The organism is Phycicoccus sp. M110.8 (assembly GCF_032464895.1).
Lineage (GTDB): Bacteria > Actinomycetota > Actinomycetes > Actinomycetales > Dermatophilaceae > Pedococcus.
Map to the genome: position 1 here is coordinate 84,875 of NZ_JAWDIC010000001.1, position 24,660 is coordinate 109,534.

Sequence of the window (24,660 nt, forward strand, 5' to 3'; positions counted from 1 at the left end):
GGGTGACCGAGCGGAGCCCCGCGTCAGGGTGACCGGGCGGAGCCGCCCGTCAGGGTGACCGGGCGGAGCCGCCCGTCAGGGTGACCGGGGTGAACCGCTCGTCAGGATGACCGGGCGGAGCCGCGGGTCAGGGGTGGCCGGTGGTGGTCGGCCGGTGCGTCGGAGTGGGCGTGGTCCGAGTCGGCGTCGGCCTGGTCGTCGGGCTGCCCACGGACGTCGGGCTCCCGGCCGAGGTGGGGCTCCCGACGCTCGTCGGCGAGGGCACCGTGGTGGGCGACCCCGAAGGCGTCGTGGACGTCGCCGAGGGCCGGCTGGTCGTGGACGGCGAGGCCGACGAGGACGCCCCCGACCTGCTCGACGACGAGGTCGTCACACCCACCGGCGCGACCCCGACCGGCGCCGTGGACGACGACGTCGTGGTCGTCGACCTGCCGGGGGCGTGCCGTGCGGCGGTGTGGTGGCCCGGTGACGGACCCACCCGCGGGACGGCTGCGGTGCGCGGTGCCTCGTGGGAGGCGGGCTGCACGAGGAGCATCACCACGGCCGCGAGCGCGCCGACGCCGGCGACGGTCGCCAGGGAGGTGCGGGCCCTCGGACCCCACCACCCGCGCGCCCACTCTGCGGTGCGCCGGCGACGCAGGTCGGCCGGCAGGTCCGCCCGCATCGCCGCGATGCTGTGCGCCGGGGCGGCGAGCCACCCGGCGACGGGGACGACCAGGAGGCCCGACAGGCCCACCGTCACCCACCCGGGACGGGCCACGACGCCGCCGGCGGCACTCGCCAGCGCCACGACTGCCAGCCCGACCTCGACGACGTGGGCGCGCACGGCCTGGAACCAGTGCACGTCGCCGCGGACCTTCGGCGTGCGCAGGAAGACCCCGCGAGGCTCCACCAGCCCCCGCACGCAGGCCATCGCCACGACCCAGCCCAGGGACAGCCAGATGAGGAACGCCCCGAGCGCGTCGCGCCACGTGGCGTCCCGCCCGACCGCCTTGACCACTGCCACGGCGCGGACGAGGCCGACGAGGACGAGGGCCGGCACGGCGAGGACGAGCAGGCCGCTGAGACGCCGGACGACGAGGCCGCCGCCCAGCGCGAGGTCGACCAGGCTCAGCACCACCAGGAGGCTGAACAGCAGGCCGACGAGGTCGCCCAGCCACTGGATCCCGCCGTTGAGGTAGCCGACGCGCTGGGCCAGGTCCAGCCGCGTGCCGCGGTGCCACGGCATCAGCATGCGCCAGTGCCGCTTGAGGATCTGCATGCCGCCGAAGCACCAGCGGAACCGCTGTCGCTTCAGGGCCTCGAAGGTGAGCGGCATGACCCCGTGCCCGAAGGTGCGGTCGACGTGGTGGCCCGACCAGCCTCGGGCGAGCAGGCGCAGCGAGAGCTCGGCGTCCTCGGTGACGCACCACTCGTCCCAGCCGCCGACGTCGCGCAGTGCCTCCCGTCGGACCAGCCCCATGGTGCCGCCGAAGATCGCGCTGTTCCGCTCGTCGCGCGAGGGTTGGGAGACCGCGAAGAAGTAGTCGTAGCTGTAGTACAGGCTCCGCAGGTACTGCGAGCCGGTCCAGTCGCGGTAGTCCTGCGGGGTCTGGACGAAGGCGACCGACGGGTCCGCGAACGCGCCGACCGTGTCGCGCAGCCAGCCCCGGTCCACCTGGTAGTCGGCGTCGACGACGGCGATGAGCTCGGTGCGGGGATCGCTGTGCTCCTCGGCGTAGTTGAGCGCCCCCGACTTGAACCCCGGCCAGTCGAGCAGCCGGTGGAACCGCAGCCGCTCCGGGTGCGCCCGGCAGAACGCCTCGACGGGGGCGACGAGGGTGTCGTCATCGGTGTTGTTGTCGACGAGCAGCACTTCGTATGCCGGGTAGTCCAGGTCGAGGAGCGACCGCAGCGTGGCGATCACCATCTCGGGCGGCTCGCGGTGGCTCGGGACGTGGATCGATACGAACGGGTGGTGCTCGTCCGCGCCGACCGGCGCAGGGCCGGCGCCTCGGCCGAGACGGCGCTGCCACGTCCGGGACGCCAGGGCGTCGTGGATCTCCCACCCGTAGGCGAGGACGAGGACGTAGGCCGCCACCTCGAGCGCCCACAGGGCCCACGCCCCCACGACGCTGAAGCCGGTGAGGCCGGAGGAGGTCGTCCAGAGCGCCATGGCGAGGACGTAGGCCAGACCCGTGGAGGCGGACAGGGCCCAGCTCGCGTGCCCCAGGGCCGACCAGCGGCTGGTGAGGGGCACCCACACCAGCGTGGTGACCCACAGGGCCACCACGGACCATCCGACATCGGAGGGAGGGAGGACGGGGACGAGCAGGGCGCCGGCCAGGACCAGTCCGGGCAGCGGGGCCAGGACACGTGCTGCGGGGGACGCCCCGCGGGCGTGCCGGGCGTCGGCCGGGTCGCGGTCGCGCGCAGCGACGAGGAACGCCGCGGTCGTCAGGACGGTGGCGACGACGGCGACGAGGACGAGGGCTGTCACGCGTGCTCCTTGGTTCCGTGGGGCAGCTCACCAGAGTAGGGCCGGTGCATGAGGGGAAGGGACGCGGTCTCGTCCTCATCCGTTCGGTCAGACCTGCAGGTCACCGCGTCCACGGGGCGGTCCGGGGGTCCTAGCCTCCTGCCGGGGCAGCAGGAGGGAACACGATGCGGGAAGTGGTCGGCGCCGACGAGGGTGCACGCGAGGCGATCGTCGTCGTCGACGAGCAGATGGCACGGCGGGCCCTGCGGGCCGCCCGGCGGCACGTCCTGCGGCGTCCGCAGACCTGGGCGATGCTGCTCGGGGCGGTCGCGCTGATCTGGCTGCCGACCGTGACGACCGAGCTGACGGGACCCGGCCTGAGTCCCCACGTGCTGGCCTCCTCGGCCGGCATACTCCTGTGCGCCACCGCCCTGTGCCCCGTGGTCGCGCTGGCCATGGTGCGGCTGTCGACGAGCGCGGCGGTGGCCCGCAACCTGGCCCCCGGCCAGCTCGTCGGGGTCGTCGTCGGCCCGCACTCGCTGCGGCTGCGCGGACACCATTGCTCGCACGAGGTCAGCTACGACCTGCTCCACACGGTCGAGCAGTCCGACGGCATCGTCGTGGTGGCGATGACCGGGCGGTACTGGCTGCTCCCGGCGGAGGTGTTCGACACGGCGAGCCTGGTCGCGCTGCGCCAGCGCGCTGGACGGCGGCCGTTCCCGCAGGCGCTGCTGGTGGGCTGACCCGCCTGCGCCGAGGTCCGCGCTCAGTGGCCCTTGGTCCGCACGGGCGGCAGGGTGATCGTGACGAGCGGACCCGAGGTCGTCGTCGACGTGGTCGGCCGCGGCGCGGTGGTGATCGTCGACGTCGGACGTGCGGTCGCGGCCGTGGTCGACGTCGTCACGGGTCGGGGCGTGCCCGACCCCGGCGCCGCGGACGTCGACGTGCTGACGGGCGACGGGGTCCGCGTGGCCCCTCGCGACGGGCTGGTCGGCGATGTCCGCGCGGGGACCGGCGTCGAGGACGTCGGGGCGCTCGGCGTGTCGACGGCGTCCGCGGGGGCACTGTCGGGCTGCACCCTGGCCGCCCCGGCTGCGCTGGACTCCGACAGCATGAAGGGGAAGGCGGCCAGCGCGGTCAGACCGGCCACCCAGAGCAGGACGAGGCCGGGCAGGGGCTTGGCCGAGGACCGGTGCCGCGACCGGTCCGCCCGGTGCCGCTCGACCTCCCGGACGTATGCCGCGAGGGTCGCGACGGCGCCGGCGGCGAGCAGCCAGAGCACGACGACGGCGACGGTCGTGCCGGTGGTCAGGTTGGCCTGCAGCACCAGCCACGCGCACCAGAGCAGGGCGATGCCACCGACCGCTGCCACGACGCCCGTGAGCGCATGACGGGGTCTCACACGGTCCTCCTGGGATCAGGGATCAGCGCAGAAGGGTACCGGCCGAGCCCCGGGAGGCGGGAAACGTGCAGGTCGCAGCGGGTGTCCCGGTGCGGCTCAGCCCACCTTGTGCAGCCAGCGGACGGGGGCGCCGTCCCCGGCATACCGGAAGGGCTCGAGCTCGTCGTCCCAGTCGGTGCCGAGCAGCTCGTCGAGCATCTCGGCCATGGCCTCCGAGGAGCCCTGGGACAGCCGCAGCACCTCGCGCAGGCGGTCCTCGTTGACGACGGCGTCACCGCTCGCCGAGGTCCATGTGTGGTGGATGCCGAGGCTGGGGGTGTGCGACCACCGCGAGCCGTCGGCGCCCGGGCTGGGCTCCTCCGTGATCTCGTAGCGCAGGTTGTCCCACCCGCGCAGGGTCGAGGCGAGCTTGGCGCCGGTGCCTTGCACACCGCTCCACGGGAACTCCGCGCGGACCAGTGAGGCACCGGCAGGCTGAGGCGTCCAGTCGATGGAGAGCCGGGTCTCGAGGACCGACTCGAGTGCCCAGGTGATGTGCGGGCACAGCGCCTTGGGGGTGGAGTGCACGAACACCACCCCGCGAGTCATGACACGCGGCATCGCGACAGACATCCGGGCCTCCTTCGTGTGTGAGGGACGTCTTCCCCAACGACCTCGATCACGAGAGCTCGGCGTGTGCCGCGGCTGTTCAGTTGTGCGTGCTGAGGCCCCATTGTGCACCACGAGCACCGGCAGCACCAGCATTCCCAGGAATCACGGCCGTGCCACGCGGCGCAGAGCGGCCACCGGTCGGTGGCCGCCCTGCCCGGAACCGGGGTCAGCTGGTCGCGCTGGGCGCGGAGGTCGAGCCCTGCTGGGACCCGCCCGTTCCGCCGGGACGCTGCCCGCCGGGGCTGCCCTGCCCCATCACCTGCACGTTAGTCACGGCATACGACTTGTCGATCTGCACGATGACCTGGGTGCCGTCGGTGCGCACCATGTGCGCCTCGTACACGCCGTCGGAGTCGGTCTCCACCCGCTGGATGGTGGCGGTCGGCTCCTTCTTCTTGGCGGCGGCGGTCACCTTGGCGGCCACGTCGCCGGTGAGCAGCTTCTCGTCGCTGCGCATCGGCTTGCTGGGGTCGGTGTTGCCGTTGCCGCGCGGCGGCTGGCCGTTCGGCACCTCGCCGTTCTGCTGCGGGGCGGTGTATGCCGTGGCGGCGGTGGAGGTCGCCGGCGCGGCGTTGGCCAGGGAGGCGCCGGTGATGGCGATGCCTGCTGCGGCGGCGAGGCCGGCGGCGACGGGGACGATGCGGATCTTCACGAGGTTCTCCTTCAGGTGGTGGAGCTCCACCGTCGGGGTCGGCGCTGTGGCGGCGGGCAGCCGCAGCCGTGAGCCTGCTGTCAGGTCGGCGCCACCCTGTGAACAGAGCCAGCGCAGGCCGATAGGCTTCCGGCGCCCAGCGCGGTGCGAGCCGGGCTGGCGCGGGGCAGTAGCTCAGTCGGTCAGAGCAGCGGACTCATAATCCGTCGGTCGTCGGTTCAAGCCCGACCTGCCCCACCGACGTGTTGTATGACTCCGCCTGATGCTTGACGTTTGGTCTTCGGTTGATGCCTGACGGTGTTTCGGCTGATGCTTGACAGGTCCTTCGGCCAGAACGACAGCACCGGATTCGCTCCGACGCCCGGCTGAGGCGATGCACAGGGTCTACCCAGCCGGCGTGCAGGACGACTTGGTGCGGTGTGGGCCGTGTCAAGTCCCTCCGTCGTGTCCCTGCCCGCCCCCGCACGGGTGGCCCCCAGCGTTCCCCACGTCGCGCTCGCTTTCTGGGTGATGAAGCTGCTGACGACGGGGATGGGAGAGGCGATCTCCGATTTCCTCGCAGGACGCAGCCCGGTCGTGGCCGTGGGCGTGGGCTTCGTCGCCTTCGTGGTCGCGATCGTCGTCCAGCTCCGGAGCGCCTCCTACAGCCCCGTGCGCTATTGGACAGCCGTCGCAATGGTGGCCGTGTTCGGGACCATGGTTGCGGACGCGGTGCACGTGGTCCTGGGCGTGCCGTATGCCGTGACGACCGTGGGCTACCTCCTCGCGGTGCTCGCCTGCCTGGGGGCCTGGCGGGCCGTCGAGGGCAGCGTCTCGATCCACAGCATCACCACCCGCCGCCGCGAGCTCTTCTACTGGGCCACGGTCGTGGCCACCTTCGCCCTGGGGACTGCCGCCGGCGACCTCACCGCGTTCACGTTGCGGCTGGGCTACCTCTCCTCCGTGCTCGTCTTCGGCATGCTCATTCTCGTGCCGCTCGCGCTGTGCCGGCTGCAGGTCCTCGGCCCGGTCACCTGCTTCTGGACGGCATACGTTCTGACCCGTCCGCTGGGGGCCTCGATCGCCGACTGGCTCGGAAAACCCCCCACCAAGGCCGCCGGCCTGGGGTTCGGCGACGGCAGCGTGTCGCTCGTCGCCCTCCTCCTCTTCGCAGCACTCGTCGCGTGGTTACAGCGCACGGGCGCCGACCGGCCCCGCGTCGACGAGCCCGCCTGAGGAGACGAGTGTGCTGGAGCACGCTCCGCTCGTGTGCCCGCGAAGCAGAATAAATGCGCAGGTGAGAGTGGATGCGAGGGAATCTGGCGTACAGTTCCCGTGAAGGTCCACATCCGGACCTTGATGGGCACCGTTCGTGACCCTCAGGCGACTCGTCCCAGCAACGCGACCGCTTGGTGATCATCTCACCGCAGTCGACTGGAGTCGCCGTGAAGCCTTCGCCTTCCACCAACCTCGTCGCCCTCGACGGGCGCGCCTCCGCCTGGTGCGGAGGGGCTGTCCTACCTGCTCTGGAGTCGCTCCTGGACATGGCCGAGCTGTGGGCGCCCGGCACTTTCGTCGGCATCAGTGGCGCCAACCGGTCGGGCACGTACACCACCCTGGTCGCCAACCACCAGGTCGTCTTCGACCTCGACTCCCTCCAGAACGACCTCGACGAGGGTCCCGGGCTCACCGCCCTGCGTGAGGACCACACCGTCGTCGTCGACGACGCCGAGAGCGAGCACCGCTGGGGGGTGTTCACGTCGCGTGCAGTCGAGGCGGGCATGCGGTCGATCCTCAGCGTGCCCCTCGTGCTCGGCAGCAAGACCTTCGGCGCGCTGAACCTGTACTCCGCGACGTACCTGCCCGTCGACATGGCGCGGCTCGCGCAGGCCAAGCTCCTCGCCGGTCAGGCGGCGCTGGCCCTGGCCCAGGCGCAGCGCGAGCACCAGCTGACGGTTGCGCTCGAGACCAACCGCGTGGTCGGCAAGGCGGTGGGCCTGGCCATGGAGCGCTTCGGCCTCGACGACCACGCCGCCTTCGCCTACCTGACCACCCTGGCGCAGAAGAGCACCATCGACCTGCGCGAGATCGCCCGGCACTTCGTCGATCAGGCCAACGCCCTCCACACGAGTGCCGACCGCCCGGACGACTCCGGGCAACCCGACGTGTCCGGGGTTCCCATGGTGACCGCGCACCCCGCCGTGACCCCGCACTCCACCGTGACCGCGCACGCGGACAGCTCGACACAGCCCGCTCGCGCCCCCGAAGTCGTCGCGGCCACCCTCTCGACCGCCTCCGACACCGACGAGACGCACGGACCGTCCGGGACACCGGTCGCCGAACCGGGATGGCCCGCGGTCGCTGTCGAGTCCTGACGCGACCTATCCGCGGTCGCCGGCCCCGGCGGCCACCGCGCGGAACACCGTCGCGGCCTCGCGCCCGGCAGCACTCAACGTCCGGTCCGCAAGGCGTGCCAGCAGGATCCGCCGGCTCGGAGAGTCGTGAAGCGGCACCGCCACGATGTCGGGCCGCAGGGCGCTGAGGGCCAGTTGGGGTGCCAGGGCGATCCCGATACCTGCCGCGACCATCCCCTGCGTCTCCTGGTAGTCGTTGGCTGCGAAGGCCACCTCGGGCTCGAAGCCCGCGCGGCGGCACACCCGGCGCAACACGTCGGCCACCGGGTGCTCGTCACGGACCACCCACTGCTCGTCGCGTAGCTGCTCCACCCTCACCACGTCGACGCCTGCGAGCGGGTGGCTGCGCGGAAGCAGCAGGAGCGTGGGGTCCTTGCGCAGCGTGGTCGTCGAGAGCTCGGCATCGTCGACGCGCTGCCAGGGGTAGTCCCACAACAGGGTCAGCTCGATGTCGCGCCGCTTGAGCCTGTCGACGAGCCCCGCGCGCCGGGCGCTGACCACGGTCACGACCACATCGGGGTGGCGGGCACGGAACGCAAGCACCACCTCGGGCATGAGCGATGCGCCCACCGTCGGGAAGGTGCCGAGTCGCAGCTGGCCGCGGCGCAGGTCGGCGAACTCGCTCATCTCGGCGCGGGCTGCGTCGATGCTCCGGTCGATGTCGTCGGCATACCGGAGCAGTGCCCGGCCGGCCTCGGTCAGGACAGCACCTCGGGGGTGACGTTCGAGCAGGGGCACTCCCATGTCGCGCTCCAGCTTCGTCACCTGCTGGGACACGGCAGAGGTCGTGAACGACAGTGCCGCCGCTGCGGCGGTCAGTGAGCCTGACCGACCCACCTCCCTCAGCACGTGGAGCCGCCGCAGGTCCATCTGAGCCATGGCGTGACTTTAGCAGAAGCACACAGCGGTTCACTTTCCTGTGATTGTGCTGAACCCCGCAGGTCGCGATGGTTGTCCGTGGACGGGGGCCGCAGCGGCCCCCACGACGGACAGGAGAACGACGTGCAGCTCCGGGGGCAGTGGTACCGAGGCGGCACCAGCAAGTGCTGGCTCTTCGACGCCGGCGACGTGGCGCGGCACGCGCCCACGCAGGAGGACGTCCTGGCCCTCCTGGCCGACGCCTTCGGTGCGGCCGACTCCCGGCAGCTCGACGGCGTGGGTGGCGGGACCTCGACCACCTCGAAGGCAGCCGTCATCACCGCCACCCCCGACGGCCCGGCCGACCTCGACTACCTCTTCGCGCAGGTCGGCATCGGGCAGGCCACTGTCGAGCTGGGCTCGAACTGCGGCAACTGCGCGACGGCCATCGCCCTGTACGCCGTCCAGAACGGGATCGTCGCCGCTGGGGACGTCGCCACCCGGGTCACCATGCGGAACCTGAACACGGGAGCCGTCCTCAGCGGCACCGTCTCGACACCGCGCCGCCGTGTTCCGACCGCCGGGCAGGCGCGCGTCCCCGGCAGCACCGCACCAGGTGTCCCGGTGCGCCTGTCCTTCCACGGACCGTGGGGGCAGTCGACCGGAGCGCTGCTGCCCACCGGGCGCACGACCGACCGGCTCGTTCTCCCCGGCGGCGCAGCCCCGGAGGTGACGATGGTCGACGCCGGCGCGCCGGCGGTCTTCGCGCCCGCCTCGGACCTGGGCGTCGACCTGTCCTCCATGACGGCGGGGCTGGACCACCGACTGCCCGAGCTCCTCGAGCTGCGGGCCGAGGCCGGTCTCGCGATGGGGTTGCGCGGCCCCGACGACACGCCGCAGCACGCGATCCCCAAGGTCGGACTGGTCGCTCCCCCGGCCGGCTACACGGCAGCCGACGGATCGCACGTTGCGGCCGACACCCACGACCTGCGGGTGCGGATGCTCTCCATGTTCGCCCCCCACCCCGCGATCGGCCTGACCTCGGCCGTCGCGCTCTCCTCCGCGGCCACCATCCCCGGCTCGCTCGTAGCCCGCAGCATCGGGCCCTCCTCACCCGAGGAGCGGACGCGCCACCTTCGCATCGGGACCCCCGCCGGCGTGGTTGCGACCGAGGTCGTGACCGACGCGGACGGCAACGTCGTCGAGGTCGTGCTCGACCGCGCTGCCCGACAGCTGGCAGTCGCCCAGATCGAGGTCGCACGGACCGTGGCCTAGCGACACCCCCTACCCTCAGAAGCGCCTCTCGTCCGCGAGGGGCCGACCCAGGAAGTTGTTCAATGAAGATCAAACCAATCCTCGGGCACCTCTACGTCCAGGTCCTTCTCGGTGTGGCGCTCGGCATCCTCGTCGGAGCCCTGTGGCCCGACCTCGGTGCCGGCCTGAAGCCGCTCGGCGACGCCTTCGTGAAGCTGGTGAAGTTCATGATCGCCCCGATCGTCTTCTGCACCATCGTCAGCGGGATCACGTCGATGACGGACGTGAAGAAGGTCGGCCCCACGCTCCTGCGGGCCCTCGGGCTGTTCTACGCGCTCACCGCCCTGGCCCTGGCCCTCGGCCTCGGGGCAGTCCTGTTGCTCCACCCGGGCACGGGCATGCACGTCGACCCTGCCCACCTCGACGGCAGCGTGGCGGCCAAGGTCAGCGGCGAGCTCAAGGACAGCACGCCGGTCGAGTTCCTGCTCGGACTGATCCCGACCACGTTCGTCGGCGCCTTCGCCGACGGGCAGGTCCTGCCCGTCCTGCTGCTCGCCCTGCTGTGCGGCTTCGCCTTCACCAAGCTGGGACCGACGGGGCGGCTCGCCCTCGACGTCGTGAACAGCTTCAATCGTCTCTTCTTCGTCGTCTTCGGCTTCCTGATGCGGTTCGCCCCCATCGGCGCCTTCGGCGCGATGGCGTTCACCGTCGGCAAGTACGGCGCGCACTCCATCGGCAACCTGGGCCTGCTCATCCTCGCCTTCTACCTGGCGTGCGTCGTGTTCGTCGTCGTCGGGCTCGGCGTCGTGGCGAGGGCCAGCGGGGTCAGCCTCTGGCGCGTCCTGAAGTACTTCCGCGACGAGATCCTCATCGTCCTCGCGACCTCCTCGAGCGAGCCGGTGCTGCCTCGCCTGCTGTCCAAGCTCGAGCGGCTCGGGTGCGACCGCGGCGTGGTGGGGCTGGTCGTGCCGACCGGCTACTCCTTCAACCTCACCGGCACCGCCGTCTACCTGACCCTCGCCTCGATGTTCATCGCCCAGGCCTGTGACATCCACCTGGGGTGGGGCGAGATCGCGCTCATGCTCGGCATGATGCTGCTCACGTCGAAGGGGGCTGCGGGCGTCACTGGCAGCGGCTTCGTGGCCCTGGTGGCGACTCTCTCCGTGATGCCGCACGTCCCGGTGGCCGGAGTCGCCCTGATCGTGGGGATCGACCGCTTCATGAGCGAGGCGCGCGCACTCACGAGCACCGTCTGCAACGTCGTCTGCTGCATCGCGGTCGCGCGGTGGCAGAAGGCCCTGGACGTCGAGGTGCTGCGGGCCGAGCTGCACGCCGGCTTCGTCCCCTCACCGGCGGAGAGGCGGGCACTCGCGGCAGCCGTCCCGAGCCACTGACGCCCTGCAGGACCAGGGGTCCCGACCCCACTGGGTGCTTGCGCCCGCCTGCCACCCATGAGGGCGGCAGGCGGGCGCAGGTGCGAGTGGACTCCGACGCGCGGGGTTCAGACCAGCGAGGCGCACTGGCCGATCGCGTTGCGGCCCACGACGTTGACGCTGCCGGGGACGAACCCGCCGGACACACCCGGCGTGAGCCCCATGCAGGTCAGGTTCTTCCCGATCGTGTTGCGCACGACGTAGACGCCCGGGGCCCCGGGGTGCTCGTCCTGGATGGTGATGTCGGTCAGCGTCGTGTTGCCGGCGATCCTGTTGAACAGCACGCCGAGCCACTCACTCGTCTGGCCGCTGACGGTGAGGTTGCCGCCGATGGTGTTGTTCTTGATCGACCACGGGATGCCGGAGCCGCCGCCGGTGAACGTGACGTTCCCCTTCACGGTGGCGCCGTTGAGCAGGAAGGCCAGCGCATCGGTGGCGGTGACGTTGCCCTGCACGCTGATGGTCGAGTGGCCCTCCGGCTCGACCGCGCACTCGTGCGCGGAGTTGCCGGTGTAGGACGGCGGCTGGCACCCGAGGCCGACGAGCGATCCCGCGCCGGCCGTGACGTTGTGCCCCACCATGATGGTCGCCGGAGCGCTCTGCGCGTCGAGCATGGCTCCGGCCATGACGTCGATGTTGCCGGCGACGTCGATGACTGCCCCGGCGCCGACCGAGCACATGCCCGTGACGGTGATGCGCGAGTACGTCCCGGACGGGACGTCCCCACCCGTGCACGTGTATGCCGTGGCGGCGCCCGAGCCCGCAGCCATCGCCGGGCTTCCCGTCAGCCCGAGTGCTCCGGCGAGGGCGAGCGCTGCGAGGACCTTCGTCCGCGTTCCCTTCATCATGGGTCGACCCCTTCTCTTGCGGCCCTGGCGCGGGCCGGACCTGTCAGGTCTACTCCGCGCCCCCGCTCCCGTCCTCGGCCACAAGGGTGACCGGCGGGCAGACGCCCGCCGCCCCGGCCGGCCGGCCGGCATACCGCCGCCCCGGCCGCCCGGCATACCGGCCGTGCCCGCCACCCGGCATACCGGCACCTGGACCTGGTGTGCGGGATGGCACCGGGACGGTGAGAGGATCATCGTCCTGTGACACACGAACAGGGCCACGCCCCGCGGCGAGGAGCAGGACTGGCGCTGGCCGCCCTCGGCGTCGTCTTCGGCGACATCGGTACCAGCCCCCTGTACGCGCTGCAGACCGTCTTCTCGATCGACCACAACATGGTGCAGACCTCCCCGGGGGACGTCTACGGCGTCATCTCGCTGGTGTTCTGGGCGATCACCCTCGTCGTCTCGGTGAAGTACGTGTACTTCATCCTGCGCGCGGACAACGACGGAGAGGGCGGCGTCATGGCCCTCGCGGCCCTGGCCCGGCGCTCGGTGCGCCCCGGCGGCAGGCGGTTCACCCTCGTGATGCTGCTCGGCGTGCTCGGCGCCTCGCTGTTCTACGGCGACAGCGTGATCACCCCCGCCATCTCGGTGATGTCGGCCATCGAGGGCCTGTCGGTGCCGGCGCCCCAGCTCGGCCACCTCGTCGTGCCCATCGGGGCCGCGATCATCGCGCTGCTGTTCGGCGTGCAGCGCTACGGCACGCAGCTCGTCGGCCGGTTCTTCGGCCCGGTGATGGTCCTGTGGTTCCTCGTGCTCGGCGTCCTGGGGGCGGCGCAGGTCGTGCGCGACCCGGCGATCCTCAGCGGGCTCTCACCGCACCACGCCGTCCTGTTCGTCGTCGACCACCCCTTCATCGCGTTCGTCGCCATGGGCGCCGTGGTCCTGTCGATCACCGGGGCCGAGGCGCTCTACGCCGACATGGGCCACTTCGGACGCGGGCCCATCAGCCGGGCGTGGTTCGCGGTGGTGTTCCCGGCCCTGACCCTGAACTACCTCGGCCAGGGCGCCATGATCCTGAAGCACCCCGACACCGCGGCGAACCCCTTCTTCCACCTCGCCCCGGACGCGCTCGGGGTCCCGCTCGTCGTCCTGGCGACGGCCGCGACCGTGATCGCCTCGCAGGCGGTCATCTCCGGTGCCTTCTCGGTGTCGCGCCAGGCCGAGCGCCTGGGCTACCTGCCGCGCCTGACCGTGCGCCACACGTCCACGCAGGAGCAGGGCCAGATCTACGTCCCCGCCGTCAACTGGACCCTGTTCGTCGGGGTCATGCTGCTGCTGCTCACGTTCCAGTCCTCCCAGCGGCTCGCCACCGCGTACGGCCTCGCCGTGACCGGCACCTTCCTCATCACGACGACCCTGTTCCTCATCCTGGCCGAGTCGGCCTGGGGCTGGAGCCGGACGCAGCTGGTCCTGCTCGCGGTGCCCCTGCTCGTCCTGGAGCTGACGTTCTTCGGCGCCAACCTGACCAAGGTGCTGCACGGCGGCTGGCTCCCGCTGCTGATCGCGGTGCTGGTGGCGACCGTCATGCTCACGTGGCAGCGAGGGCGCACCCTGGTCACCGACCGCCGCTCGGCCATGGAGGGTCCGCTCGACCCGTTCATCGACTGGCTCCAGGGCGACCCGGTCGGCAAGGTCCCGGGCACGGCCGTCTTCCTGCACCCCGACAAGGCGTCGACACCGCTGGCGTTGCGGGAGAACGCCATGTTCAACCACGTGATCCACGAGACAGTCCTGATCGTCAGCACGACGTCGGAGAACATCCCTGTGGTGGCCGACGTCGACCGGGTCGAGGTGGACGACCTCGGCGACCCGTACGACGCCATCACCCACCTCACGCTGCGGTTCGGCTTCCAGGAGGACCAGGACGTCCCGGCGGCCCTGAGGCTGGCGCGGGACCGCGGCCTGGTGGAGGTCGACCCGGACGACGCGTACTACTTCCTGTCGCGCATCGCTCTCCAGCGGGGGTCCGGCAGCGACCTTCCGGCGTGGCGCAAGCGCCTGTTCCTGGCCCTGGCGCACAACGCCGCGTCGCCCGTCGAGTACTTCCGCCTGCCCGCCGACCGCACCGTCGCGATGGGCGCGACCGTGGTCTTCTGACGGCGGCCGTGGTCTTCTGACGGCGGAGGGGTCCACTCGTTGCAGTGCCCCCGCTGTGGGAACTCGGCGGGGGCACTGCGCGACCCGGGGGTCGCACCGCCGGGGTCCCGAGGGAGCTCCTGGCGCGGTGGCGGGCCGATGACGGGGGTGCACGCCCGACTACCACGTCGAGGCTACTCCCAATCAGCCCCCGCGAACCGATCGGGACGAAACCTTTACGTAGATGTGCCCGACTCATCCGGTTGGTCCCGGTTCCTGGGGGCCGGGCGCGCACGGATCGTCCGGCAACGGGTAGGTTGCCCCGCATGACGGAGCCCCTCGTCGTCCTCGAAGGCGTCAACAAGCACTTCGGCGACCTCCACGTCCTGCAGGACATCAACCTGTCCATCGGCAAGGGCGAGGTCGTCGTCGTCATCGGCCCCTCCGGCTCGGGGAAGTCCACCCTGTGCCGCACGATCAACCGGCTCGAGACGTTCGAGACCGGCTCGATCACCATCGACGGCAAGCCCCTGCCCGAGGAGGGCAAGGAGCTCGCGCAGCTGCGCGCCGACGTCGGCATGGTCTTCCAGTCCTTCAACCTCTTCGCCCACAAGACGATTCTCGAGAACGTCACGCTCGGCCCCATCAAGGTGCGCAAGACGCCCAAGAAGGACGCCGAGAAGCGCGCGCTGGAGCTCCTCGAGCGCGTCGGGGTCGCCCACCAGGCGCAGAAGTACCCGGCGCAGCTCTCCGGCGGCCAGCAGCAGCGCGTGGCGATCGCGCGCAGCCTGGCCATGGAGCCCAAGGTCATGCTCTTCGACGAGCCGACCTCGGCGCTGGACCCCGAGATGATCAACGAGGTCCTCGACGTCATGGTCGGCCTGGCCAGGGACGGCATGACCATGGTGGTCGTCACCCACGAGATGGGCTTCGCCCGCAAGGCGGCCAACCGGGTCGTCTTCATGGCCGACGGACAGATCGTCGAGGAGGCCGCACCCGAGACGTTCTTCACGGCACCGACCTCGGACCGCGCCAAGGACTTCCTCGGCAAGATCCTCACGCACTGACCGGCTGCCCCTCCGGGCATCCGGCACCCCCGCACCACCAACAGGAGGAAACACATGAAGGTTCGCCAGATTGGCGCGGTTGCCGCCGCATCGGTGCTCGCGCTCGCCCTGGCCGCGTGCAGCGACAGCGCGAAGGACGGAGGCAGCGGCGGGGGTGGTGGCGGTTCGTTCAAGATCGGCATCAAGTTCGACCAGCCCGGCCTCGGCCTCAAGCAGGGCTCGGACTACAAGGGCCTCGACGTCGACGTCGCCAAGTACGTCGCCAAGGAGCTCGGCCACTCCGAGAACGACATCCAGTGGGTGCAGGCACCGTCGGCCCAGCGCGAGACGCTCATCTCGACCGGCCAGGTCAACATGGTCGTCGCGACCTACTCGATCACCGACGCCCGCAAGGAGAAGGTCTCCTTCGCCGGCCCGTACTTCATCGCCGGGCAGGACCTGCTCGTGCGCGCCGACGACTCCTCGATCACCGGCCCGGAGTCCCTGACCGGCAAGAAGCTGTGCTCGGTCACCGGCTCGACCTCCGCCCAGAAGGTCAAGGACAAGTACCCCGGCGTCCAGCTGCAGGAGTTCGGCACCTACTCCGAGTGCGTCACCGCCCTCGTGTCCAAGGGCGTCGACGCCCTCACGACCGATAACACGATCCTCGCCGGCTACGCCGCGCAGGACCAGTACAAGGGCAAGCTCAAGGTCGTCGGCAAGACCTTCTCCGAGGAGCGCTACGGCATCGGGATCAAGAAGGGCGACACCGCCACCTGCGAGAAGATCAACACCGCGCTCAAGAAGATGGTCGACTCCGGCGCCTGGAAGAAGGCCGTCGACGACAACCTCGGCCCGGCCGGCTTCAAGCCCGACGCGAAGAACCCGCCGACCCCGGACGCCTGTTCCTGACCGGTCGCGCACCCGGGGGTATGCCGCCCGCTCGGCTGAGCGGGCGGCATACCCCCGCGCGAATCACGTTCTCCCGCAACGGAAGGTCCCTGCATGGGTGACATCCTCAGCACCTACGGCGACGACATCCTCCGCGCCTTCTGGGGCACGATCCAACTGGCCGTGCTCGGGACGATCGGCTCGCTCGTCCTCGGCACGCTCGTCGCCGTCCTGCGCCTCTCGCCCGTGAGCCTGTTCCGCTGGATGGGCACGTGGTACGTGAACACGTTCCGGAACACCCCGCTGACACTGCTCATGGTCTTCAGCATCCTGGCCATGAGCTTCATCCTCGGCATCCAGCTCAACCCGACCGACATCACGAGCAACGCGTTCCGCTGGGCTGCCGTGATGCTGTCGGTCTACCACGGTGCTTTCATCTGCGAGGCGCTGCGCTCCGGCGTCAACACCATCCCCGTCGGCCAGGCCGAGGCGGCCCGCTCGATCGGGCTCACGTTCGGACAGAGCATGCGCGAGGTCCTGCTCCCGCAGGCCTTCCGCGGAGCGATCGCCCCCATCGGCTCGACCATCATCGCCCTCATCAAGAACACCACGGTGGCCGCGGTCATCGTCTCGGTCGAGGCGGCCGGGCAGATGAAGGTCATCATCGAGAACGAGGGCAGCAGCCCCAGCGTGTTCCTCGTCTTCGCCATCGGGTTCGTCATCCTGACCCTCCCGCTCGGGCTGGCCTTCACGTCCCTCTCGCGTCGCCTGGCGGTGAAGCGATGAGTGCGCAGTCGGTCCTCTTCGACGCGCCCGGCCCACGCGCCCGGCGCCGGCACGCTGTGCTGGCGGCGGTCGGCCTCCTCGTCGTCATCGGCATCGTGTGGGTCGTCATCCGCAAGATGGCCGACGCCAACCAGCTGCAGGGTTTCATGTGGAAGCCGTTCGTCACGGACCGGTCGGTGTGGCGCGACTACCTGCTGCCGGGCCTGTGGGGCACGCTCAAGGCGGCCCTGATCTCCATCGTCCTGGCCGCGGTGTTCGGGCTGGTCTTCGGCATCGGACGCCTCTCGACCGTCGCCCCCGTGCGCTGGGTCAGCAGCGTCGTCGTCGAGTTCTTCCGCTCCGTTCCGGTGCTGATCATGATGATCTTCGCCTTCGGCGTGTACACGCAGAACTCGGTCTTCGCGAACGACGTCAACCCGCTCGCGGCGGTCGTCACCGGCCTGACCCTCTACAACGGCTCCGTCATCGCCGAGCTGGTCCGCTCCGGTGTGCACTCGCTGCCCAAGGGGCAGGGTGAGGCTGGCCTGTCGGTCGGCCTGACGCCGGGCCAGGTGCTCCGCTCGATCCAGCTGCCACAGGCGCTGACCGCGATGCTCCCAGCACTCATCGGGCAGTTCGTGACCGTCCTGAAGGACTCGGCCCTCGGCACGGCGATCACCTACCAGGAGCTCCTCGACTGGTCCAAGACGCTGGGATCGGCCTTCGCCAACACGCTCCCCGCCTACATCGTCGCAGCGATCCTGTTCATCACCATGAACTACCTGCTGTCGCGCCTGGCGGTGTCCGTCGAGAAGCGGCTCTCGCGCCGCGGCCGCACCACGCTGCACGCGGAAGGCCCCGCGGACGGCGAGGTCGACGAGGCGGCCGCCCCCGCACCGACCCGCTGACGCACCGACCCGCTGACGCACCGACCCGCTGACGCGGCGACCAACTGACGCCGGGGTCACGCCCGTCGCGCGCAGGCGCGCTCCGCACCGTCACGGCGGGATCCCGGGAGGCAGGGGACTTCCCGGGACCCCGCCCTGACGGCGGGGCGGTCAGCTGCTCAGCGGTCGGCACCGTCCCCGGTCGAGCCCGAGTCCGCCCCGTCGTGGCCGTCGCCCGAGCCGTCGCCGTCGTCCTGCGTGTCGGTCGCGCCGTCGCCGGTCCCGCTGGTCGCCTCGTCGGTAGTGCCCGCCTGCGCGCCGTCACCCGTCCCGCCGTCGTCGTCCCGGCCGTCGTCGGACGACGTCCGCGTCGCGGACGGGCTGGGGCTTCCGGACTCCTCGTCCTCCCCGGCCCGGTCCGGCGAGCCCGAGCCGCCACGGTCGCCGTCCTCCGAGCTCTCGGTGTCCTCGCTCCTCGTGCCGCTCGGGCGGCCCGGGGCCACCGACTGCCGCACCGGCCGCCCGGTCCCGTCGGCGGTCGGGTCGTCGCCGGTCGGCGCGGGTACGGACGTGGTGGTCGGGGTGGGCAGGACCGCCGAGGGCGTCGTCCCGGCACCCGTCCGCTGCTCCTCGGGGTGCGGTATGCCGGGGAGCCACCCCGCGGTGAGCCGCGCCACCGCGCGCTGGGCGGGCGCGGGGAGCTGGTCCGCGGCAGCGGCAGCCCAGCCCGTCCCCACCAGGGTCACGACGCCCAGGGCAGTCGCGCTCGCAACGGTGCGTGGGGCGATACGCCGGACCCGCGCCTGCCCGGGGGCGCCGAGGACGGCCGCGAGGCGAGCGCTCGGCGCGGGCGCGGGACCCTGCCCGAGCGCCTGGACGCGCAGGAGGAACTCCTCGAGCGCGGCGTCGCCGGTCGGCTCCACGGGGTCCTCCTTCCTGCCTGTCACGTCTGCGTCATCGCCCGACCGGGTCATCCGGTTACCCCCTCGTCCCCCACGACGTCGCGAAGCGCCAGCAGCGCGCGCCGGTACAGCTGCTTCACGGCACCCTCCGAGCGACCCATCACCGTGGCCGTCGCGGCCACACCGAGGTCTGCGACGACGCGCAGCAGCACGACGTCCCGGTAGTCGTCGGGCAGGCCGGCCAGGACGGACTCGACCCGGGCGACGCCGTCGCGCCGCAGGGCGACCGCCTCCGCCGAGGGCGCCACGCGGTCGTCCCACGTCGGCTCGTAGGGCACCGACGGCGCCCGCCTCGCGGCACGGCGGAGCTGGTCCACGAGCCGGGCGTGCGCCACCGAGAACACGAGCGTCCGCAGTCCCTCTGCACCACCCACGACGGTGTCGAGCCGGGTGAAGACGGCGAGGAAGACCTCGCTCGTGGCATCCTCCGGCTCCGGGGCCCCGTGACCCCGCAGGTAGCCGTGGACGGCGGGCGCGAGGGCCTCGTAGATCCGTCGCAGCGCCGCCTGGTCACCGCGAGCGGCGGCCGCGAGGTCGTCGTCGGCCGAGGCCTCGGACCCGGCCGCGGACGTGCGGGGGCGGTGGGCCGCCGTGCGGCCCACCGCCGTGCTCGACCCGCTAGCTGTCGTCACCGCCGTCGGACTGGCCGTCGCCGCCCTCCTCGCCGTCGTGGTGGTCGCCCTGGTGGTCGGAGGTCGAGTCCTCGCCGGACTGGTCCTCGCCCTGGTGGTCGGAGGTGGAGTCCTCACCGGACTGGTCCTCGCCCTGGTCGTCCGATGCCTCGGTGGACCGCGTCGGCTCGGGCGTGTGGGTCCGGGTCGGCTCCGGGCTCTCGGTCTCGGTCGGCTCGGGCGCCTGCGTCTCCGTCGGCTCGGGGCTCTCGGTCTCGGTCTCGGTCTCGCTCGGCTCGGGCGCCTGCGTCTCCGTCGGCTCCGGGCTCTCGGTCTCGGTGGGCTCGGGGCTCTCGGTCTCGGTGGGCTCGGGCGCCTGCGTGGTCGTCGCACTGGCCGGCGTCAGGGTGACCTGCTGGTACGAGTGGTGCGACGGTGAGGCCGTCGCTGCCGTTGCGGCGGCTCCGGCGACGCACACGGCGGCCACGGCCACCGCTGCATACACGCGGCGACGGCCGACGAGGGTACGGGGGGAAGCGGGCATGGGGGGACCTTTCCTGCGGCGGCGTCCGTTTCGGACCGTTCACCTACGGTCATCGCCGACAGCGGGCCCTAGGTTACGCCGGGACGAGAAAAGGTCCGCGGAAATCCGCGGACCTCTTGTCGGGGCTCCCCCGGTTGGACTCGAACCAACAACCCTTCGATTAACAGTCGAATGCTCTGCCAATTGAGCTACGGGGGAATGGCTTCGGCGGCATCCCGCCCTCAGCGCTGCGCAACCATAGCAAAGGATGCACGCGGTTCTGAAAACGGGGCGGACGCCGCCGGGTCAGCCCAGCCCGACCTGCTCGCGCAGGTAGGCCAGAGCCGCCTCGGCGGCCTGCGAGACCTCCTCGTCGGAGGCCGGTGTGCCCCTGCCGAGGAGCACCTGCTCGACCAGTGCACCGGTCGCGAGCTCCTGGCGGATCACCGCGCGAGCCGTGCGCCGCCGACCCAGGTCGACCCGCTGGGTGAGCACGACGCTGGCCTGGACCCGCTCGCGAACGGTCTCCGGCACCATCGAGGTCACCCCCAGCGTCCACTGCGTGGGCCGCGCACCGTCGACCCACGTCACCGTCAGCTGGCCGAGCTCGGAGGACCACGTGCCGGCGTCGACCTCGTGCCAGGGGCGGCGCAGGGCGACCCCGGAGGCCTCGCCGCCCTCGGCACCGGCCGCCACGGCATACACGTGGTGGTTGGTGGCGACGACGGTGGTGGCGGTCCCCTCCACCTGGCCCCAGGACAGCACGCGCTCCCCCGCGCCGAGCTCGAGGGCCGACCGGACGCCCTGGGCCAGCCTGGGCCGGCGACGCAGCGAGAGTGCCATCACGACGCCCGCTCGCGCAGCTGGGCGAGCTCGCGCTGCAGGTCCTGCAGCTCGGCGCTGAGCGCTCGCGCCCGGGCCGGGTCGCTGTGCGGGTCGGCCGCCATGCGGCGCATGGCGGACATGGCATCGGCGATCTTGCGGGTCAGGGTGACCTCCTGGACGCGCACGAGGAGCGCGTCGACGTAGCGGCGTTCGGGCAGGCCGGTGGCCTTGTCCATGCGGGTGGGCAGCGCGGCGACGGCGAGCTCGGCGACGAGCCCGCGCACCGACAGCGGGGCGGCCTCGGTCACGCGGTCGGCCCACGCCTTCGCCGAGAGGCCGGGCTGCGGTCCGCCGGCGCCGCGGATGCCGTCGAAGACCGCGCGGTGGGCCGGGGCGGTGAAGGCCGTCGGCTCGATGGCGTCGAGGTCTGCGGCCGAGAAGCTGCTCGGGTACTGCAGGACGGTCTGCAGCAGCTGGCGCTCGGCGAAGACGACCGGGTCGCGCAGGTCGGGCGGCGGCAGCGCGGCGCGGGCCTCCTGCTCCGAGGGCTCCGGGACGGCGTCGGCGTCCGGCAGGCTCGCGCTCGGGCCTGAGTCCTTCTGCGCGTCGCGGGCGGCGATGCGTCCGGCCCGGGCGACCTCGGCCTGGACCTGCTCGACCTCGACGCCGATCCAGCCCGCGACCGTGCGGACGTACTCGGGGCGCATCGAGCTGTCGCGGATCGAGTTCACGATGGGGGCGGCGGCCCGCATCGCCTGCACGCGACCCTCGGCCGTGGACATGTCGAACCGGGCGATGGTGGTCCGCACGGCGAACTCGAACATCGGCACGGCGTCGTCGACGAGGTGGCGCACCGCGTCGTCGCCCTGGGCGATCCGCAGCTCGCACGGGTCCATGCCGCCCTCGGCCACGGCGACGAACGACTGTGAGGCCCAGCGCTGGTCCTCGGCGAAGGCCTTCATCGCCGCCTTCTGCCCCGCGGCGTCGCCGTCGAAGGTGAAGACGACCCGGGCCGGGGCGAGGTCCGCCTCGTCGCGCATGATCCGCCGCAGGACCTTGATGTGGTCGACGCCGAACGCGGTGCCACAGGAGGCGACCGCGCCCTCGACCCCGGCCAGGTGGCACGCCATGACGTCGGTGTAGCCCTCGACCACGACGGCCTTGCGCTCGGCCGCGATCGCCTTCTTCGCCAGGTCGAGGCCGTAGAGGACGGTCGACTTCTTGTAGATCGGCGTCTCGGACGTGTTGAGGTACTTCGCCGCGATCCGGTCGTCGTCGTAGAGCCGGCGCGCACCGAAGCCGACGGTGTCGCCGGTGATGTCGCGGATCGGCCAGACCAGGCGCCCGCGGAACCGGTCGTAGGTGCCACGGCTCCCCCGACCGGACAGGCCCCCGAGGACGAGCTCCTCGTCGCTGAAGCCCTTGGCGCGCAGGTGGCGGCTCAGCTCCTCGCCACCGCGCGGGGCGAACCCGACGCCGAACCGGCGGGCCGCGTCGCCGCCGAAGCCGCGCTCGCGCAGGAAGTCGCGGCCGATGCGCGCCTCCTGGGACTCCAGCAGCCGCTCGAGGTAGAACTCCTGCGCCGCCCGGTGCGCCTCGACGAGCCGGGAGCGGCGCCCCAGGCTCTCGCCGTCGCGCGGGCGCCCGCCCTCCTCGTAGTGCAGCTCGAGCCCGAGCTTGCCCGCCAGCCGCTCGACCGACTCGGTGAAGGTGAGGTGCTCGACCTTCTGCACGAACGAGATGACGTCGCCGCCCTCGCCGCAGCCGAAGCAGTGCCAGGCGCCGACGGCCGGGCGGATCGTGAAGGAGGGCGTCTTCTCGTCGTGGAAGGGGCACAGGCCCTTCATCGAGCCGGGACCCGCGGGGCGCAGCGTGACGTGCTCGCGCACGACGTCCTCGATCGACGAGCGCTCCTTGACGAGCGCGATGTCGTCGGTCTTGATCCGACCCGCCACTGGCCCTCCTGTTCGCCGCCGAGTCTAGGTGGTGGCCCGACAACTCATGTGGCCAGTTCCACAGCACCGCCGCGTGACGTGCGCCGGGACCGCTCAGCGCGGGTATGCCGTGTGCTCCACCTGCGCCCCGACCCGGGTGAACACCCACGTGTTGCCCCCCGACGAGCGTCGTGTGGAACCACGGTTCGGCGAACTGGCCCTTCTCGAAGCGCACGTTCCGCCACAGGAACCAGCGGTTCACGCCCTTGAGGACGAACACGTCGACCGACCCACCGTCCAGCCGGGTGGCCGCCTCGGCGAAGGCCTTCGGGTCGTGCACCGCCGACAGCCGCCACACCTCGGCCTCACGGTGCGGCCAGTGCGCCAGCGAGTTCGCCGAGTTCCCACCGGTGCCGATGTACTGGTACCAGGGGAAGTAGCTCGACAGAGACTCGTCGTAGCTGAGCACCGTCGGCACGGCGCCCCTCCCGTACTCGCGCTCGACCACCGCGCGGACCCCGTCGGCCGGGATGGTCGGCAGCTGCCCGGCCGCTGCGTTGTACCGCGGCCAGCCGCCGTCCGGGAGCTGGGTCGCGTGGGCGAGCCGGGCGAAGTTGGGGGTGTCCCGGTTGTCGGGGTGGCCCAGCCGCTGACCGCCCCAGTACGTCCCGAGCCCCAGCACGACGACGGCGGCGGCCGCCAGCGCGGGTATGCCGGGGAGCACCGCCAGGCGCGCCGGCCCCCGGCCCCCGCGCCGCAGCCGGCCTGCCACGGCGGGCCAGGAGGCCGCGAGCCCGAGCACGAACCCGATGACGAGCACGCCGTCGTAGAGCCGGTCGGTGTACTGGAGGAACCCGGTGTGCCCGGTGCGGTGGTAGCGCCACAGCATCACCCAGCGGTAGGTCATGGCCGACAGCGCGACGGCCAGGAGCACGCGGGCCCAGTCCCGACGCCGGGCGTGCCACAGGAGCAGCAGCAGCCCCCCGGTCAGGACCGCCCCGACCTGGACCGGCCCGTGCCAGGGCAGGTGCAGGGGGTCGCGCTCGATCTCGAACGGCACGAAGAGGTCGGCACTGCCGTCCCCGCCCAACCGCATGAGGTCCGACAGCCAGGGGACGAGGAACCACGACGCGGTGAGGAGCGCCGTCGCCGTGGCCAGGACCAGGTGTCGCAGGTACGGCCAGCGCGGCCCGTGCACCAGGCCGAGGGCGACCACGACGAGCAGGCCGGCGACCGAGAAGACGAGGTAGGCCTGGTAGTCGGTGAGCAGCAGGCCGCCGACGATGCCGGTGGCCCACCACGACAGGGCGGGGGTCCTCGCGCGGCCGAGACGGGCCAGCCCGGCGAGCACCCACGGCGCCATCACCGACAGGGCGGCCACCTCGTGCGCCTCGCGGGGGTCGCCGTAGACGGCGGCGGGCAGGGCGCACAGGGCCAGCGCCAGCGCTCCGGTGACCACGCGCGCCCACAGCAGGTACCCCACCAGCACGGCCAGGCCGCAGAAGGCCACCGAGGCCACGCCGACCAGCGTCCAGGCCGGCTGCCCGCTCAGGGCCGACACGCGCCCGACCACCCAGGGGAAGAGGGGCGGGTACTCGATCGGCAGCCCCTTGACGAGCAGGTCCGTCGAGCCGACGTGCACCGAGAACTTGGTCGCGGCGGCGGTGAGCCGCGCGATGTCGGCCGACATGCCGCCGTACGGGAAGGGCGTCCCGTGCAGCTGGCTCGCGCCGAACTAGCTGACCCAGGCGGCGACGAGCAGCGCCCCGACGTCGGGGCCGGTCCGTCGCGACCGCACCACCAGCGGCACGACGAGCAGGCCCAGCACCGCGAGCACGACGAGCGGCACCGTCTGGCCCCGAGGGCTGAAGGGGTCCACGTAGACGGCGTGCCCGAACACGGCGGCACCGGTGCACCCCAGCGCCCCGAGGACGAGCAGCACGGCCGAGCGGGCCGCGGACGGGAGGGCTCGCTCCCCCTGCTGGAGGAAGGGTCCCGGCGCGGTCATGGCGGGAGGCTAACCGAGGCGCGTGCCGCCCTCGGGCAGGTGAGCCGATTCACTCGTCGAGCGGCCGACCTCGATTCGGACGAGGGCAGGAGCGCAGGTAAGGTAAGCCTTGCCTTTGCAAGCCGATCCGAGTCTGGAGAA

The 24,660-nt window shown here is 71.9% G+C and carries 22 protein-coding genes, 2 tRNA genes and 1 pseudogene; 11 read left to right on the forward strand and 14 right to left on the reverse strand.

Annotated features, from left to right (window positions below; all coding sequences use genetic code 11):
- Positions 1-127: 127 nt before the first annotated feature.
- On the reverse strand, positions 128-2,479 hold the full coding sequence (locus RKE38_RS00405; RefSeq protein WP_316005488.1) for a glycosyltransferase: 2,352 nt from the start codon (positions 2,477-2,479) through the stop codon (positions 128-130).
- 164 nt (positions 2,480-2,643) lie between these two features.
- Between RKE38_RS00405 and RKE38_RS00410 the strand changes: the two genes are divergently transcribed.
- The gene (locus RKE38_RS00410) at positions 2,644-3,201 is read left to right on the forward strand and encodes a hypothetical protein (RefSeq protein ID WP_316005489.1); all 558 of its coding nucleotides are present in this window, start codon (positions 2,644-2,646) and stop codon (positions 3,199-3,201) included.
- Positions 3,202-3,224: 23 nt separating this feature from the next.
- On the opposite strand, the gene RKE38_RS00415 is transcribed toward RKE38_RS00410, so the two are convergent.
- The 3 genes from RKE38_RS00415 to RKE38_RS00425 all read right to left on the reverse strand — a co-directional run bounded on the left by RKE38_RS00415 (position 3,225) and on the right by RKE38_RS00425 (position 5,163).
- Entirely contained in the window at positions 3,225-3,860 is a 636-nt protein-coding gene (locus RKE38_RS00415; RefSeq protein ID WP_316005490.1) for a hypothetical protein, read from the reverse strand.
- Positions 3,861-3,956: 96 nt separating this feature from the next.
- Positions 3,957-4,472, reverse strand: coding sequence for a DUF3145 domain-containing protein (locus tag RKE38_RS00420; RefSeq protein WP_316005491.1), 516 nt, complete (start codon positions 4,470-4,472; stop codon positions 3,957-3,959).
- A 205-nt stretch (positions 4,473-4,677) separates the two neighbouring features.
- Positions 4,678-5,163, reverse strand: coding sequence for a hypothetical protein (locus RKE38_RS00425; RefSeq protein WP_316005492.1), 486 nt, complete (start codon positions 5,161-5,163; stop codon positions 4,678-4,680).
- A gap of 163 nt (positions 5,164-5,326) precedes the next feature.
- On the opposite strand from RKE38_RS00425, the gene RKE38_RS00430 reads away from it, so the two are divergent.
- The 3 genes from RKE38_RS00430 (at position 5,327) to RKE38_RS00440 (ending at position 7,517) form a co-directional block, all read left to right on the forward strand.
- A tRNA-Ile gene (locus tag RKE38_RS00430) sits at positions 5,327-5,400 on the forward strand.
- A gap of 273 nt (positions 5,401-5,673) precedes the next feature.
- Positions 5,674-6,378 carry a hypothetical protein gene (locus tag RKE38_RS00435; protein ID WP_316007566.1) on the forward strand — a complete coding sequence of 235 codons (705 nt, stop codon included), beginning with the start codon at positions 5,674-5,676 and terminating at the stop codon, positions 6,376-6,378.
- A 209-nt stretch (positions 6,379-6,587) separates the two neighbouring features.
- A complete protein-coding gene (locus RKE38_RS00440; protein ID WP_316005493.1) occupies positions 6,588-7,517 on the forward strand; it encodes a GAF and ANTAR domain-containing protein in 930 nt (309 codons plus the stop codon).
- 6 nt (positions 7,518-7,523) lie between these two features.
- On the opposite strand, the gene RKE38_RS00445 is transcribed toward RKE38_RS00440, so the two are convergent.
- A complete protein-coding gene (locus RKE38_RS00445) occupies positions 7,524-8,435 on the reverse strand; it encodes a LysR family transcriptional regulator (protein WP_316005494.1) in 912 nt (303 codons plus the stop codon).
- Positions 8,436-8,558: 123 nt separating this feature from the next.
- Between RKE38_RS00445 and RKE38_RS00450 the strand changes: the two genes are divergently transcribed.
- Positions 8,559-9,689 (forward strand): PrpF domain-containing protein, encoded by a 1,131-nt coding sequence (locus tag RKE38_RS00450; protein ID WP_316005495.1) that lies wholly within the window; start codon positions 8,559-8,561, stop codon positions 9,687-9,689.
- Between the two features lie 62 nt (positions 9,690-9,751).
- Entirely contained in the window at positions 9,752-11,062 is a 1,311-nt protein-coding gene (gene dctA, locus RKE38_RS00455) for a C4-dicarboxylate transporter DctA (protein WP_316005496.1), read from the forward strand.
- A gap of 107 nt (positions 11,063-11,169) precedes the next feature.
- Here the strand turns inward: dctA and RKE38_RS00460 are convergent, their stop codons facing one another.
- Positions 11,170-11,949, reverse strand: coding sequence for a hypothetical protein (locus tag RKE38_RS00460; RefSeq protein WP_316005497.1), 780 nt, complete (start codon positions 11,947-11,949; stop codon positions 11,170-11,172).
- Positions 11,950-12,189: 240 nt separating this feature from the next.
- Here RKE38_RS00460 and RKE38_RS00465 point away from each other — a divergent pair, with 240 nt between their 5' ends.
- From RKE38_RS00465 to RKE38_RS00485, 5 genes are all read left to right on the forward strand, one after another.
- The gene (locus RKE38_RS00465; protein WP_316005498.1) at positions 12,190-14,088 is read left to right on the forward strand and encodes a potassium transporter Kup; all 1,899 of its coding nucleotides are present in this window, start codon (positions 12,190-12,192) and stop codon (positions 14,086-14,088) included.
- Between the two features lie 305 nt (positions 14,089-14,393).
- A complete protein-coding gene (locus RKE38_RS00470; RefSeq protein ID WP_310147839.1) occupies positions 14,394-15,134 on the forward strand; it encodes an amino acid ABC transporter ATP-binding protein in 741 nt (246 codons plus the stop codon).
- A gap of 54 nt (positions 15,135-15,188) precedes the next feature.
- The gene (locus RKE38_RS00475) at positions 15,189-16,025 is read left to right on the forward strand and encodes a glutamate ABC transporter substrate-binding protein (protein WP_316005499.1); all 837 of its coding nucleotides are present in this window, start codon (positions 15,189-15,191) and stop codon (positions 16,023-16,025) included.
- Between the two features lie 93 nt (positions 16,026-16,118).
- Positions 16,119-16,790 (forward strand): amino acid ABC transporter permease, encoded by a 672-nt coding sequence (locus RKE38_RS00480; protein ID WP_316005500.1) that lies wholly within the window; start codon positions 16,119-16,121, stop codon positions 16,788-16,790.
- Positions 16,787-17,677 (forward strand): amino acid ABC transporter permease, encoded by an 891-nt coding sequence (locus RKE38_RS00485; protein WP_316005501.1) that lies wholly within the window; start codon positions 16,787-16,789, stop codon positions 17,675-17,677. The genes RKE38_RS00480 and RKE38_RS00485 overlap by 4 nt, the downstream gene beginning before the upstream one ends.
- A 158-nt stretch (positions 17,678-17,835) precedes the next feature.
- On the opposite strand, the gene RKE38_RS00490 is transcribed toward RKE38_RS00485, so the two are convergent.
- From RKE38_RS00490 to RKE38_RS00525, 8 genes and pseudogenes are all read right to left on the reverse strand, one after another.
- Positions 17,836-18,579 carry a hypothetical protein gene (locus tag RKE38_RS00490; RefSeq protein ID WP_316005502.1) on the reverse strand — a complete coding sequence of 248 codons (744 nt, stop codon included), beginning with the start codon at positions 18,577-18,579 and terminating at the stop codon, positions 17,836-17,838.
- 47 nt (positions 18,580-18,626) lie between these two features.
- The gene (locus RKE38_RS00495) at positions 18,627-19,250 is read right to left on the reverse strand and encodes an RNA polymerase sigma factor (RefSeq protein ID WP_316005503.1); all 624 of its coding nucleotides are present in this window, start codon (positions 19,248-19,250) and stop codon (positions 18,627-18,629) included.
- Positions 19,237-19,773: a hypothetical protein gene (locus RKE38_RS00500; RefSeq protein ID WP_316005504.1), complete on the reverse strand. Its 537-nt coding sequence runs from the start codon at positions 19,771-19,773 to the stop codon at positions 19,237-19,239. The genes RKE38_RS00495 and RKE38_RS00500 overlap by 14 nt, the downstream gene beginning before the upstream one ends.
- A 125-nt stretch (positions 19,774-19,898) precedes the next feature.
- Positions 19,899-19,971: transfer RNA gene (locus tag RKE38_RS00505), tRNA-Asn, on the reverse strand.
- 87 nt (positions 19,972-20,058) lie between these two features.
- Complete coding sequence (locus RKE38_RS00510) at positions 20,059-20,595, reverse strand: hypothetical protein (RefSeq protein WP_316005505.1); 537 nt, start codon at positions 20,593-20,595, stop codon at positions 20,059-20,061.
- The gene (gene dnaG, locus RKE38_RS00515; protein WP_316005506.1) at positions 20,595-22,532 is read right to left on the reverse strand and encodes a DNA primase; all 1,938 of its coding nucleotides are present in this window, start codon (positions 22,530-22,532) and stop codon (positions 20,595-20,597) included. The genes RKE38_RS00510 and dnaG overlap by 1 nt, the downstream gene beginning before the upstream one ends.
- Before the next feature lie 301 nt (positions 22,533-22,833).
- Positions 22,834-24,201, reverse strand: a pseudogene (locus RKE38_RS19545) (arabinofuranosyltransferase); the annotation flags it as partial.
- A gap of 45 nt (positions 24,202-24,246) precedes the next feature.
- Complete coding sequence (locus RKE38_RS00525) at positions 24,247-24,519, reverse strand: hypothetical protein (RefSeq protein WP_316005508.1); 273 nt, start codon at positions 24,517-24,519, stop codon at positions 24,247-24,249.
- Between the last annotated feature and the right edge of the window lie 141 nt (positions 24,520-24,660).